Origin of the sequence: Spirosoma sp. KNUC1025, from assembly GCF_045160025.1 — a bacterium.
Taxonomy (GTDB): Bacteria; Bacteroidota; Bacteroidia; order Cytophagales; family Spirosomataceae; genus Spirosoma.
Genome location: NZ_CP087139.1, coordinates 6,348,547 through 6,362,586, shown reverse-complemented (window position 1 = coordinate 6,362,586; position 14,040 = coordinate 6,348,547). Strand labels below are relative to the sequence as shown.

Annotated in this window: 9 protein-coding genes and 1 pseudogene; 4 read left to right on the top strand and 6 right to left on the bottom strand. The window is 47.6% G+C overall.

The features are described from left to right. The first annotated feature begins 434 nt into the window (after window positions 1-434). The 4 genes from LN737_RS27865 to LN737_RS27850 all read left to right on the top strand — a co-directional run bounded on the left by LN737_RS27865 (window position 435) and on the right by LN737_RS27850 (window position 7,690). Entirely contained in the window at window positions 435-3,626 is a 3,192-nt protein-coding gene (locus LN737_RS27865; RefSeq protein WP_405514060.1) for a SusC/RagA family TonB-linked outer membrane protein, read from the top strand. Between the two features lie 26 nt (window positions 3,627-3,652). Next, window positions 3,653-5,311 carry a RagB/SusD family nutrient uptake outer membrane protein gene (locus LN737_RS27860; RefSeq protein ID WP_405514058.1) on the top strand — a complete coding sequence of 553 codons (1,659 nt, stop codon included), beginning with the start codon at window positions 3,653-3,655 and terminating at the stop codon, window positions 5,309-5,311. Between the two features lie 349 nt (window positions 5,312-5,660). Beyond that, window positions 5,661-6,914, top strand: coding sequence for a putative DNA modification/repair radical SAM protein (locus LN737_RS27855; protein WP_405514056.1), 1,254 nt, complete (start codon window positions 5,661-5,663; stop codon window positions 6,912-6,914). After that, window positions 6,914-7,690 (top strand): TIGR03915 family putative DNA repair protein, encoded by a 777-nt coding sequence (locus LN737_RS27850; protein WP_405514054.1) that lies wholly within the window; start codon window positions 6,914-6,916, stop codon window positions 7,688-7,690. The genes LN737_RS27855 and LN737_RS27850 overlap by 1 nt, the downstream gene beginning before the upstream one ends. A 30-nt stretch (window positions 7,691-7,720) precedes the next feature. Here the strand turns inward: LN737_RS27850 and LN737_RS27845 are convergent, their stop codons facing one another. The 6 genes and pseudogenes from LN737_RS27845 to LN737_RS27820 form a co-directional block, all read right to left on the bottom strand. Next, window positions 7,721-8,473, bottom strand: coding sequence for a TMEM175 family protein (locus tag LN737_RS27845; protein ID WP_405514052.1), 753 nt, complete (start codon window positions 8,471-8,473; stop codon window positions 7,721-7,723). 183 nt (window positions 8,474-8,656) lie between these two features. Beyond that, window positions 8,657-9,637, bottom strand: coding sequence for a tryptophan--tRNA ligase (trpS, locus tag LN737_RS27840; RefSeq protein ID WP_405514050.1), 981 nt, complete (start codon window positions 9,635-9,637; stop codon window positions 8,657-8,659). An 83-nt stretch (window positions 9,638-9,720) separates the two neighbouring features. Then, window positions 9,721-11,988 (bottom strand): NADP-dependent malic enzyme, encoded by a 2,268-nt coding sequence (locus LN737_RS27835; protein WP_405514048.1) that lies wholly within the window; start codon window positions 11,986-11,988, stop codon window positions 9,721-9,723. Between the two features lie 67 nt (window positions 11,989-12,055). Beyond that, complete coding sequence (locus tag LN737_RS27830; RefSeq protein WP_405514046.1) at window positions 12,056-13,081, bottom strand: hypothetical protein; 1,026 nt, start codon at window positions 13,079-13,081, stop codon at window positions 12,056-12,058. A 42-nt stretch (window positions 13,082-13,123) separates the two neighbouring features. Next, a pseudogene (locus LN737_RS27825) lies at window positions 13,124-13,222 on the bottom strand (thioesterase); the annotation flags it as partial. A 285-nt stretch (window positions 13,223-13,507) separates the two neighbouring features. After that, entirely contained in the window at window positions 13,508-14,029 is a 522-nt protein-coding gene (locus tag LN737_RS27820) for a DUF6932 family protein (RefSeq protein WP_405514044.1), read from the bottom strand. Between the last annotated feature and the right edge of the window lie 11 nt (window positions 14,030-14,040).

The following is a 14,040-nucleotide window of genomic DNA, read 5'->3' as shown; positions in this document are numbered from 1 at the left end:
AAGTAATGGATGCCCTGTTGTGTGGGGAGCTACTTTAAAAAATTATTAAAATTTAATTTAATCTTTAGTTATTCCAATAAAGATGAATTATCTAAGTATAAATACTCATAAATATATGACCCCGTAAATATGACTATGGCCTACTATAATTAGGATTATTATAATAATAAAAAGTAATTTACTGGCCGTATTTTTACAGAAATTAATAATAGACTATTTTAAATAATACGCATAAAATTCCAAATAACAGGAGTTTTTGATAGATAAAATTAAAATACGATGCATAGTCAAAATTAAATTTGATTGCCTACTTCTACTTCGAAATTAGCTGTTTATATGATTTTTTTCATAAAAAAGCCTTGTATTAAAATTATGTTAATCTATTTTTGCAAGAAGTCCTTTAAGTAATATAACCTAACTGTTACAATTTGTATATGATGAAAAATTTACTCCTGAGCTTCCTGTTGGTATGCTCAGTCGGGATTTCTGCCTGGGCACAGGAACGGAAAATCACCGGTAAAGTGTCCTCGGCAGAAGATGATGGTTCCCTGCCTGGCGTATCGGTAGTCGTGAAAGGAACAACAGTCGGGTCTGTTACAGACGGTAGCGGTAGTTACTCGATCATGGCTCCGGCAAAAGGTACGCTGGTGTTCTCGTTTATTGGTATGGCGACCAAAGAAGTGGAGATTGGTGCCAATTCGGTTGTCGACGTTAAACTGGCTACCGATACCAAGCAGCTTGCTGAAATTGTGGTAACGGGGGTTGGGGTAGCTACAGACAAGCGTAAAATTGCCATTTCGGTTGAATCTGTTTCGGCCAAAGAATTACCACAGACCCCCTCTGCTTCGGTCGATCAGGCGCTGATTGGTAAAATTCCGGGTGCGCAGATCACCAGTCGGAGCGGTACGCCGGGAGCCGACGTAAACATTTTGTTGCGGGGTATCAACACCATCAACCGGGGCACTCAGCCGATGATTCTGATCGACGGTATCCAAATGGGCGCGACTAGTTTGCAAACCATTGATTTGAATGCCATTGAGCGCGTTGAGGTCGTACAGGGTGCTGCCGCAGCTACTATTTATGGTGCACAGGGCGCGAACGGGGTTATTCAACTGTTCACCAAAAAAGGAAAAAATGGCCAGCTGAACATCGATGTTTCGTCGAGCATAGCTTCCAATACGTACCTGAACGTGGGTGGATTGAGCAAGGCGAAATTTCATGCTTTCTCTACAGACGCCAGCAACAACATCATCGGGTCGTCGGGTAAGCCCATTACGTACGATGCGACGAATGGTATCTATACGGAGAACGTACAGTATAACTCGACCGATCCGACGGCTACGAACAGCAAGCCTTACGACGCCAACCTCCAATACCACGATCACTTTTCGTATTTCTTCAAACCGGCCAATACGATCAACAATAGCATTGCCATTTCGGGCGGAAGCCAGAAAGCTGATTTTGGCGTATCGGTTTCCAATAGCCACCAGGAAAGTAACATCCTGAACAACGGTTACTGGGATCGCAGCAACCTGTCGGCCAACGTCGGTATCCAGCTGGCTAAAGGGCTTATGCTGCGGTCAATCACGCAGTTGGCTTATACGAAAAGCACCCTGAAATCCAGCGACCGGACCATTCTGTACAACATGCTGAATGCCTATCCGCTGGCTGACTTTTCATTAACAACTGCCGATGGGTCCATTCCGTATAACATGAACCAGACGATTGGGATCAATGCATCGAACCCGTCGTATCGGCAGGCCTACACCCGGAATAATGACAACAAAATTGACATTATCCAGAATATGAGCCTCAATTACAAGTTTCCGAAATTCGTTGAATTGGATGCGAAATACGGTCTTAACTACCAGGTTCAGAATCGCGATCTGGAGTACCTGAACCAGTCGAATAACGCCAACATCAAGTACTGGCAAGGTCTGGGAACGGCAACGTACATCTCGAACTACAATACCAATAATGGGGGCGATCTGACGAAATACCTGAACACAAAACTGTTTCAGAACTTCCTGGCTACGGCGACAACGGTGTTTGATTTCAAAGAAGATTTTGCTTCACGTCTGCCTATCCGGTCAGTTACGCAGTTTGCGTTCGATTATCGGAACAGCAAGAACACGGAATACACCAACGTAGCACTTGGCTTACCAGCCGCTTTCTCGCCTTACAACGCTACCAATGCCTCGTCGTGGCGGGTTTATCGCGATTATACCGAGCCTTTCATTACGTATGGTTACCTGATCAACCAACGGTTTGAATACGGCGAATGGCTGGGTGTATCGGGCGGCTTCCGGAGTGATTTCTCGTCGGCATTCGGCCAGGGTTCCAAGCCGTTTACGTTCCCACGCGGTGACGGGTACCTGCGTCTGTCAGGTATGAATTTCTGGCAGAATAGCAGCGTCAATAACTACCTGCCTGAGTTAAAACTGCGGGCGGCTTATGGACAGGCGGGTATCCAGCCTAAGCCGTTTGACCGGTATATCACCATTACGCCAACCACAGTAGGCAACACCACGGCTTTCTATTACGCCAATGGGCAGAGTAACCCAGAGCTGGGCGTAGAGGTATCGCAGGAGGTAGAAATAGGCGCAGACATGGTATTCAGCTTGTTTAAAAAGAGTAGCTGGTTGAACGCCATTGCGCTTTCGGCAACGTATTGGGATCGGAAAACAAAAGATGCGATCTACACCATTGACGTAGCACCTTCTATCGGCCTGGGAACGCTGATTGATAACGCCTTTACCTTAGGCTCGAACGGTCTGCAGGCATCGTTGAACTCGACGGTGTACAATGGATCGAACGTCAAGTGGAACACCACCATCAACTTCGGTAAGCAAAGCTCCAAGATCATTTCGATCCGCAACAACTCTCCGGTTATTGTTACCTCCAACGCCGGTAGCACAAACTACGTACTGAAAGCGGGTGAAAAGATCGGTCAGTTGTATGGCTACAAAACCATTCATAGCGTCGATGCGCGGGACCCGAACGGCAATTACTTTATTCCAGAGGCCAGCCAGGAACAGTATACGGTAGCCAGCAACGGGTATGTTGTGAACAAAACAACTAAACAGCCTTATTTCACCGCCGATAAATTCAGCTTTGGCGACCCGAATCCGAAGTTTAACATGTCGTTTATCAACGATCTGACGTATAAAAACTTCCTGACGTTTAACGTTCAGTTTGACTGGGTAAACGGCAACCACCTCTACAACCAGACGAAAGAATGGATGTACCGCGATGGTATCCACAGCGATTATGCCAACCCGTTCACAATTGACGGTCAGACCGGTGCCTGGACAGCTTTCTATCGGGGCGTTTATGCACAACGTACTGCCAATGGTACGAAAGATTATTTCTACGAGGACGCGTCATTCCTGCGCCTGAGAAATATTTCGGTAGGACTTGATTTCGCCCGCCTGTTCAAGATTCCAGCGGTTAAGCGGCTTCAACTGGTGCTGTCAGGACGTAACATCTGGACCCTGACCAAGTACACCGGCTTCGATCCGGAAATCAGCTCAGGTACGTCGAACTCGGCCTGGGACAGAGGAACTGACCACAGCACGATGCCAAACTTTAAGTCGTATCAGGCTTCTTTAAACATTGGATTTTAAGGAAACCCATCCCCAACATTGTCTTTATGAATACGCTAAAAATAGTTGCCTTAACACTGGTGTTCGCTGGATTTATCACATCCTGTAAAGAACAACTGGACGTAAAGAACCCGAACCAGCCTTCTCCGGATGCGTTAAGAACGGAAAGTGGGATGATTTCCTACGGCGAGGGGTTTTATCTGACAGGATTCAGAGATGTAAAATATTACGATGGCGTGCCGGGCTATTTCTGGTCAGGGGCCATCGGTAATCACGAGCTGATGGGCGACGTGATCGGAACAGACATTGCGAACGTCTTTATCAATCAGATTGGCTGTCCCGATCAGGTTAAACTCGACGACGGTACGGTGTTGCTCAATCCGAATTCGCCTAACAAGCAAATTGATTTCATCCGGATCACGGCCAACGTTAACTCGACAGGTTTTCAGAACTCGACCTACTACGAGTGGGCCTATATGTACAACATGAACAACGCGGCCAACACGATTCTGGCAAACATTGAAGCCGTAACGTTTACGGGTGATGCCGCCACGAAGAAAGGTGCATTAAAAGCCTGGGCTTACTGGTGGAAAGGCTATGCCTATTCGCGGATCGGGTCGATGTATTATGCCGGAATCATCAACGACAAAGCAAATGGTGAAGTGCTGAGTGGTACGAACGGTAACTACGTTGCTAAAGAAGCTATTATTACCGAAGCGAACAAAAACTTCGATGAAGCTGCTAAAATTCTGGCCGGTCTAACCGTTAATGCTGACTATACGGCAACGTTGCAGGGCCTGATTCCAAGCTTCAACCGGGTCGGCAAAGGGGGTAGTGCATCGGCTGTTATAAGTCCTGCCATGTGGATACGTAACATCAACACGATGAAGGCCCGGAATATCCTCGTAAATACACGTGTTGCGTCCATGACCGCAGCCCAGTGGGCCGATATTCTGACGCTGACCAACGCTGGAATTCAGGCTTCGGACTTCGTTTTTACGGGCCGTTCGAATGCAACGGGTGACTTCTTATCGCCAACGAGCGGAACGGTTTCTGGAAAAACAACGGGTTCGAACAATACCTATAAAATTTCGGAACGATTGATTCAGGACTTCAAAACCGGTGATCTCCGGTTCACCAATAACTTTAAGCAACGGGCATCAGCTTATATCGGCGAAACGTCGCGGGGTAATTCCTTCTTCACGCGCTTTGATTTGGTCAACCGTGGAGCAGCGGGTTCAGAGGGAAACCCATCGGTAATTTCGTTTTCAAACACGAACGCGGGTGGGTATGAACTGTATCTGGCTAGTTCATACGAAGAAAATCAACTGATGAAAGCGGAGGCTTTGATCTATACCGGCAAAACGGAGGATGGTCTGGCGTTGATTGACGAAGTACGTAAGTCGCAGGGAGCCGGTCTGGAAGCTGTTGCCGGAACAGGTCTGACACTCGATGCTGCAAAAGAAGAACTACGTCGTGAACGTCGGATTGGTTTATTGTTCCGGGCGCTGTCGTTCTACGATGCTCGTCGTTGGGGCTTACTGGAAGCCGGTCGGACGGGCGCTGTTGCTCTTAGCCGCACTGGTGCTGTCAGCAGAAATGCTACCATTACGTATGGCTATCTGGATTACTGGGATGTACCCGATAATGAAATCGCTTACAACCCGCCAGCCGCTGGTAGTGCAGCCACAAAAAATCCGAAATAACCGTGTTTATAGCGGTGGATTACTGATATATAACGTTGACAATAGCCTGACAATGAGCGTATAAACAGTGATGGAGTAACAATCCAGACAAATACATACGGTAAAACAGCGACTCCCGGTACGTAGTATTCCGCTACTGATACCGGGAGTTTTTTTGTGTGCTAAGAGCTGGCTGCGTTTAAGCGCGCCATGCTAAAAAAGAACGTTCGACAAAATTTATGTCAATATATGGAAAGCAAAATATATACTGTTTTAGTTGTATTATATTGGCTAATAAATTCTAAGTTTGGAACGGCTCCGGTAGAAAAAACGGATGAGGCAACAGGGCTAATAAAATATGCCTGGGATTATGGAAGATAGACTACGAGAGAAATTAACCATTCTGGCCGATGCGGCCAAATACGATGTCTCCTGTGCATCCAGTGGTAGTAACCGGAAGAATGACGGAAAAGGAATCGGTGATACGGGTTCGGGTATCTGCCACACCTATACGGAAGATGGTCGTTGCGTATCGTTACTAAAAATACTGCTCACCAATTATTGTATCTACGACTGTGCATTCTGCGTGTCGCGCGTTAGTAACGACATCAAACGGGCTGCTTTTACCGTAGAAGAAGTAGTGGCGCTAACCATGAATTTTTACCGCAGAAACTACATTGAAGGCCTGTTTCTCAGCTCCGGAATTTTCAAGAATGCCGACTACACCATGGAGCGTATGTTACGTATTGTGAAAAAGTTACGGCTGGAAGAAAATTTTCATGGCTACATCCACTTGAAAACCATTCCCGGCGCCAGTGAAGAGATGGTTACAGAAGCGGGTTTGTATGCCGATCGAATGAGTATCAATCTGGAAATGCCCACCGAGGCTGGCCTTAAATTGCTGGCGCCCGACAAATCACATGCTGAAGTAAAACGGGAACTAGGCATAATTCGGGCAAAGTCCGTGCAGTTTGAGGATGAGCGAAAGTTGATCAAAAGTGTGCCCCGGTTTGTTCCAGCCGGGCAAAGTACACAGATGGTCGTGGGCGCAACCGCCGAAACGGATCGGGATGTGATGCACATGGCGAATCAGTATTACAAAGCGTTTTCGTTAAAACGGGTGTACTACAGTGGATATATACCGATTAGCCACGACAACCGAATGCCCATTATCGGCACTCCGCCACCTCTGATTCGCGAAAACCGCCTGTATCAGACCGACTGGCTGATACGGTTGTATGGGTTTGCCGTAGATGAAATTTTTACCGAAGTCTACCAAAATCTTGATCTCGACATTGATCCGAAACTGAGTTGGGCCTTACGGAATTTACACGTGTTTCCAGTGGATATCAACGCGGCTGATTACCAGTTGATCCTACGGGTACCGGGTATTGGCATTCGGTCGGCTCAGAAAATCGTGGCCGCCCGGCGGTTTGGCAAAATTCGAATCCATCAGCTAAAAAAGATTGGTATTTCCTATAATAAGGCGCAGCATTTCATTCGGTGTCTCGATACGCCGGTCCAATTCAACGAGCCAGATGCACAGCGGCTTAAACGAATTATTTTGCGTACAAGCCAGAGTAAATATGCCAACAATCAGTTTCAGCAATTGCGATTATTCTAATGATTGTTTACGTCTTCGACGGCAGTTTTCAGGGATTGTTAACGGCTATTTTTGAATCTTTTTCGCGGAAGCATGAAGTCGTTGATCTGATAGAGGAACGTCTCTTCGAACCCGGCTTTTTCGATGAACTGATACGTATCCGCACGGAGTCGAATCGGGCAGAACGTGTGTGGATAGGCTTGAAAAAGAAAGTGGGCATCGATGGTCAACAGCGTTTTTATCAGGCCTTTCTTTCTGAGAGTCCAACGGTTCTCCAGCATTTGTTCAACTTCGCTCAGTATGTGTTTCGCAGCCCGAATGGGTGTGCCGAAAATTTTGGGAACGCCGATGTGCTGGCTATAACACAGGCGGCCCAGAAAGTACATCGGGAAAAGCATCGGATGGAAGCTTTTGTCCGCTTCAAAAAACACCAGAATGGGTTATTTATGGCAGCTATATGCCCAGATTTTAACGTACTGCCGTTGATCTTACCCCATTTTAAAAACCGATACGCTGATCAGTCATGGCTGATCTACGATGAGCGACGCCATTACGGGATTTATTACGACGGCAATGTTGTTTGCGAAGTCCTTTTAGCGCACAAGCCCAGGGCGTCAACCGGGCAGGATGTTTTGGAAGCCGGGCTGGATGGCCAGGAGCGGTTATACGATACGTTATGGAAAGACTATTTCCGAAGCGCAAACATTACCGAGCGTAACAACCCGAAGCTGCATCTCCAACACGTACCTAAACGCTACTGGCGCTACCTCACCGAAAAACTGGATACGTTGACCTGATGCCAAAAGAACCCGTTTATACGGTAACGCTTAGTTACGTCGGCCTCTCGGTCCCTGGTTCGTAGCGCCGGGTCGTTCTGTACCGAACCGTTGATCGCTCGTTCTGTAGACCATTCGGGCAATAATGATCAGGGGCAGTTTGGTAAAAAGGGAGATGAAGGCAACCGCCGGACTCAGGAACGAAAGCACGACCGCCAGCAGCGCGTTGATCATATCCAGATTACAGAATAACCGATACTGCGAAATCATCAAGTCGGATACAGTATCCTGCTTCAGGAATTCATACCGGTTGGGACTTTCTTTGGAAAACCAATTCGTGTCCGACGCATAATCCCAGATAAAGTTCTGAAAGAGAGCGATGAACAGGATATTTAAGCTATACAGAAAAATGGCAGGCGTATCAAAAAAATAGCTGCTAACCAGCGATGTAGAGAACGGAAGCGTGACAATAAAGAACAACCAGAGAATATTGTACCAGAGAAGCCGGTCATTAATCTTCTTTATGTGTGCGAAGAACGTATGATGTGTTTTCCAGAAATTGGCGATGTTGATAAAGGATAGCACGAAAGCCGCAAATACTTTCCATTCTCCCAGAATATCCGAAAAGCTCAAATGGCCACTGGGTGTAGGCTCAATTTTTATATCCAGTGCCAATAACGTAATGGCAATCGCTACAACAGCATCGCTGAAAAAAACAAGACGTTCCAGTTGCAGATTTTTGTCTTCGCCCCTGGCTGTTACGTCTTCGTTGAAACGTTGGGTAGGATCGTTCTCAGCTGACACGTTTTTTGCGCTTTTGTCAACGTAATGTGGATAAAATTCCGGTGCTTATGCTGGAACGCTCCGGGTTCGTTCAATATCGCTCCAATAAGCTAATCGGGTAGTTTCTTCATTCTTTTGTAACGATTTAAACTACCCGATACCCCGGTTTATACAATCGAAGAGTGAAGTCGGTAAGCGTTAAACTTAATTAAAGCCCAGCTTTTCCCGTACTCGTGTCATGGTCCGTTCGGCAATGGCGCGGGCTTTTTCTTCACCGGCTTTTAATTCGGCTTCCAGTGCATCCGGGTTTTCCACCATATAGTAGTTGAACCGTTCGCGCTCTGTGGCAAATTTCGTCAGAATAAGTTCGTAGAAGGCTTTCTTGGCCGTACCATAGCCGTAATTCCCCCCTTCATATAAACGGCGTAATTCCTGCGCCTGCTCATCCGACGCCAGCAGTGAATACAACTGGAAAGTAATATCCGTATCCGGGTTCTTCGGGTCTTCAAGCGGTGTGGAGTCCGACTTAATTTTCTTGACTACTTTCCATAGTTCGTTTTCAGGCAGGAAAATGTCAATGTAGTTATTGTAGGACTTGCTCATTTTGGCTCCGTCGATACCCGGGATGGTCATCAGGCGTTCATCGATACGCGCTTCGGGCAGTACGAACACGTCCTCGTTATACTGCCGGTTAAATGCGCTGGCAATGTCGCGCGTCATCTCGATGTGTTGCCGCTGATCTTTTCCTACCGGAATAATTTCGGCATCATACAGAAGAATATCGGCCGCTTGAAGGACTGGATAAATAAACAGACCCGTACTGGCCGGTGTGCTGGACCGCTCAGACTTTTCCTTGAACGATGTTGCGTTGTTCAGCATCGGTACAGGCGTAAAGCAGCTCAGGTGCCAGGCCAGTTCTGTATGCTCGGCCACCCTCGACTGCCGCCAGAAGGTGTTTTTCTCAGTATCGAGGCCAAAGGCCAGCCAGGTAGCGGCTACCGCCCGGGTATATTCCCGGCGGGTTGGTCCGTCTTTGATTGACGTTAAGGAATGCAGATCGGCAATGAACAGAAACGACTCATTGTCAGATTGTTTTGATAAATCGATAGCGGGCTTGATGGCCCCCAGAATATTTCCTAAATGCGGTCGCCCGCTGCTCTGAATACCCGTTAAGATTCGTGACACGTGATAGAATGATAAGTGATGAATGATGAATGATGAATGGTTTCGCGTCAGCCCATTCATCATTCATCATTTATAATTCATAATTATTTCCCCTGTGCTTCGACTACCGCAATGGCAACCATGTTTACAATTTCGCGTTCGGACGAACCCAGCTGCAGTACGTATACCGGCTTCCGAATGCCGAGCAGAATCGGCCCGATGGCATCGAAACCTGCCGCTTCGCTCATTAAGTTATAAGCAATATTTGCCGCCGACAGGTTGGGAAAAATGAGCGTGTTGGCTCCTTCAGCGGCTAATACGCTGAAAGGATGGTTTTGCTGGAGTAATTCCGTATTAAAGGCCAGGTGCGCCTGAATTTCGCCATCTACGATCATATCCGGATGTTTGCGCTGCAAAATTTCAACGGCGCGGTTCATCTTCTCGGCATCCTCGCCTTTAGCACTCCCGAAGTTGGAGTACGTAACCATCGCAATACGTGGCTTGATGTTGAATCGCTCAACGGTTTGCGCAGTCAGCTCGGTTATTTCCACGATTTCTTCGGCCGTCGGGTTGAAATTGACGGTTGTGTCAGAAAAGAACAATGGTCCGCGCTTGGTCAGCAGAATATACATACCCGCCACTTTTTTCACACCCGGTTCTTTGCCAATGATTTGCAGGGCAGGACGGATGGTATCGGGATAGCTACGTGTCAACCCCGAAATCAGCGCATCGGCTTCGCCCGTTTCGACCATCATGGCGCCGAAATAGTTGCGGATGTTCATCAGCTTCCGCGCTTCAGTAAGATTGACTCCCTTCCGTTTACGCTTCTCGAAAAACAGATCACCGAACCGTTCGACAAGTCCTTCCTGCTCAGGCGCGCGCGGGTCGAGGATTGGAATATGTCCTAAATCGAGGCCGTTTTCCTGAATGATCTGCTGAATCTTTGCTTTTTCACCAAGCAGAATAGGGTGGGCAATGCCTTCATCCCGAACCTGCTGAGCGGCTTTCAGAACCTTGAGGTTTTCGGCATCGGCAAACACGACTCGCTTCGGATTGGCTTTGGCTTTGGTAAGAATAACCCGCGATATCTGGTTGTCCTGCCCCAGCCGACGCGCCAGTTGTTGTTCGTAAGCGTCCCAGTCAGTAATTGGTTGCCGCGCCACCCCCGACGTAATAGCTGCCTTGGCCACAGCGGGCGCTACGGTCGAAAGCAGACGTGGGTCAACGGGTTTAGGCAGTATGTACGTCCGGCCGAAAATCATATTCGATTCGCCATAAGCCAGGTTCACCAGATCCGGTACGGGCTTCTTGGCCAGGTCGGCCAGCGCATACGTAGCGGCCAGCTTCATGGCTTCGTTGATTTCAGTGGCCCGAACGTCGAGTGCACCCCGAAAAATGTAAGGAAACCCTAATACGTTGTTGACCTGATTTGGATAATCGGAGCGGCCCGTTGCCATGATAATGTCAGGGCGGCAGGCCATGGCTTCATCGTAGCTGATCTCCGGATTCGGGTTCGCCATGGCGAACACGATAGCATCCTTTGCCATTGTGCGGATGAGTGCCTGGCTCACAATATTTCCTTTCGACAGCCCCACAAATACGTCCGCCCCGTCGAAAGCGTCGGCTAATGAACTGATGGGACGACTCGTGGCAAACGGACGCATTAACTCATTCAGATCGGTCCGGTCGGTAGTGAGCGGCCCATTCACATCGAACATCACCATATTCTCGTGTTTGGCACCGAGCGCAACGTACTGACGGGCACACGAAATGGCGGCAGCTCCGGCACCCAGAATCACAAACTGGGCCGTTTCAATACGTTTGCCAACCAGTTCAAGCGCGTTGAGCAACGCGGCTCCGCTCACGATGGCCGTACCGTGCTGGTCGTCGTGCATGACCGGAATGTTCATCTCGCGCTTGAGCCGTTCCTCAATCTCGAAACATTCGGGCGCTTTAATATCTTCCAGATTGACGCCCCCAAACGTGGGTTCGAGAATCTTGACGGTACGTACAAATTCGTCGATATTCTTGGTATTCAGCTCAATGTCGAAGACGTCGATGTCCGAATAAATTTTGAACAGCAATCCTTTTCCTTCCATAACGGGCTTACTGGCCAGTGCGCCAATATCGCCCAGACCCAGCACGGCTGTACCGTTGCTGATAACCGCTACCAGATTCCCTTTGGTCGTGTATTTGAAGGCATCGTCGGGATTGGCTTCTATGGCCAGACACGGTTCTGCTACGCCCGGCGAATACGCTAAAGAAAGATCTCGCTGCGTATTATATTCTTTGGAGGGGATAACTTCCAGCTTACCCGGACGTCCCTTGGCGTGGTAATCAAGAGCATCTTCGCGCCGTATTTTGTGAATCATAACTGTGGTTGACGAGTTTTTGGCTCAACGATTGGACCGCGAAGGTACGGAAAAAGTAGGCGGGGTATTATGCCGACGGTAAGACTTTGTACCTGTCTACGTAAACCCAACCCGCCCAGCAGCACAGGAGTAACATGCCCAGCAGGATAGTACGTTGGGTAGGATTCGTGTGCGTTGGTTCGTAAATGGGCTTGTCTGTCATAAGCTGAACGTTGTTGCCCTGATTGATGCCAAAAACCGCGATTTGAGCGTACCTGTCAAATTTGTCGCCGAACGTAAGCGGCTCTTTTTTCAAAATCTTTTTCCGAAACTCGCTTTTCCGGATGAGTAACGTAACGGGGCGTTTCAAGGCGATGGCCTGTTTTAGTGGCCGTATGTTTGTCGCGTAACTACTGCGGCTGGCATAAAATGTAAAATCAGGCCAGGGCTGTAACTGGAAATCAATGCCCTTAAAACTGTATTTGGTTTGCTGGATGGAAACGCGATTAACAACGGCGGTAACGGAAATAACCGGGGCTGGTTTCTTGTCGGCGGAATCATGGGCAAGGTATCCAAAAGCGATGTTGGCGCTTATGAGCAGGGCGAACCACCCTATGGACCATCGAAATCGGTTCCGCTCGGTGCTTGTCAGTACGTTCTGTTGCGGTCCCGGATTACCGTATTGAGTCAACTGATCGTGTATGAAATCGTAATCATCAAATTCATTTGACCGGACAACGAACCAGTTGTTGTTCAGATAAACCGTTAACTCCCTGAATTGACGTCCCGACGTAACGGTACGTTCGTTATAAGCCAGAATAGCTGAATAAGTGTGCTGATGCACTTTCTGCCCTACTTTCTGGATAAGAAAATCCGCTTTACGTAGCTCAATCGTCGATGCGCGCGGCCCAAAATCGGCCAGCACTGCAATCCACATCATCGGAACCGTTGCAAAAAAGAACAGCACCATTCCCAGGTCTGGATAGGGGAATTCGCTAATGGCAAGTCCGGTTGGTATGCCGACCAGGATTGCGAACAGGACAAGAAGTAAAAGCCAGAGTAAATAGTTGCGTTTCCTTCTAAAACTGAAAACCTCTTCCTGTTGACTGACCATCAGACAAGTGCTTTTTACTATAACGCTGCTGAAGGTCAATTTCTACCCGCTAATAATGGCTACGGTTAGTCGACTAACGCATACGAGTTTTCTCCGCTCGTCGGTGATGCGGATATCCCATACGTGCGTAGTGCGGCCGACTCATGAGGCACTAAATCAAGCGGAAATTATAAGGCTAAGCGCTGAAATTCTTCCCAATCATCTGGTAAAATCACTGTAGATGAGTCGGTTAGGTCAGAAGAATAGTACTTCTCTACAAGCTGTCTGATAAGCCGATAAGCAGTTGATGATGCCAAAGCTGGCTGTGAGAGCAATGTGAGCAGTCGGGCAAATAATTTGTCTTTTCGAGCCAGATATTGATCAGTCATGAATGCATCCTCAGATAAATTCCGGTGGAAATTGATCAACGAATCAATTTCCTGAATTTCACGGATTAAATCGTAAGCCTTTAAGAGTTGCGCGTTCTTCATTGGCATGTACTAATTCAATAAATCCTTTTCGATAAACAATACCCCGGCGATTACGCTCTGTTTTGCTAAATTTATCCAGCCAATAAGCCCGGTCACCAACATACAATGCAAATGAACGATGCTCAGGCGGAAAAACTCGTACGATATAAGCGTCCATACCGTAACTTAACGATAATGGATATTTGAATTGAGCTAGCTCATTCTCTAAACGTGTCGCTACGTCAAAGTTAACAAAAGTGACAATGTCTATATCATTTGGGCTAGCGTTCGTTGTCGTAAAACTCCCGTCAATCCATTGAATAAACGGCGTATCACCCAAAATATCATACATCTCCAGCATGTAATCGATATACTTGCTGAACAGTTCTTTACGTTGCCTGGTTGGTATATTCCATACAAAAACAGACGCTAATTCGTCAACCGTCGATGGGACATTATAATCAGGAATTATTAATCCACGGCTATTAAGCTCAAGCATATTACGGTACG

Bases quoted from the DNA above. Each gene is read 5' to 3' on its own strand.
- LN737_RS27855 (WP_405514056.1), top strand. From the start codon at position 5,661: ATGGAAGATAGACTACGAGAGAAATTAACCATTCTGGCCGATGCGGCC.
- LN737_RS27820 (WP_405514044.1), bottom strand. From the start codon at position 14,029: ATGCTTGAGCTTAATAGCCGTGGATTAATAATTCCTGATTATAATGTC.
- LN737_RS27860 (WP_405514058.1), top strand. From the start codon at position 3,653: ATGAATACGCTAAAAATAGTTGCCTTAACACTGGTGTTCGCTGGATTT.
- LN737_RS27865 (WP_405514060.1), top strand. From the start codon at position 435: ATGATGAAAAATTTACTCCTGAGCTTCCTGTTGGTATGCTCAGTCGGG.
- LN737_RS27830 (WP_405514046.1), bottom strand. From the start codon at position 13,081: ATGGTCAGTCAACAGGAAGAGGTTTTCAGTTTTAGAAGGAAACGCAAC.
- LN737_RS27850 (WP_405514054.1), top strand. From the start codon at position 6,914: ATGATTGTTTACGTCTTCGACGGCAGTTTTCAGGGATTGTTAACGGCT.
- LN737_RS27835 (WP_405514048.1), bottom strand. From the start codon at position 11,988: ATGATTCACAAAATACGGCGCGAAGATGCTCTTGATTACCACGCCAAG.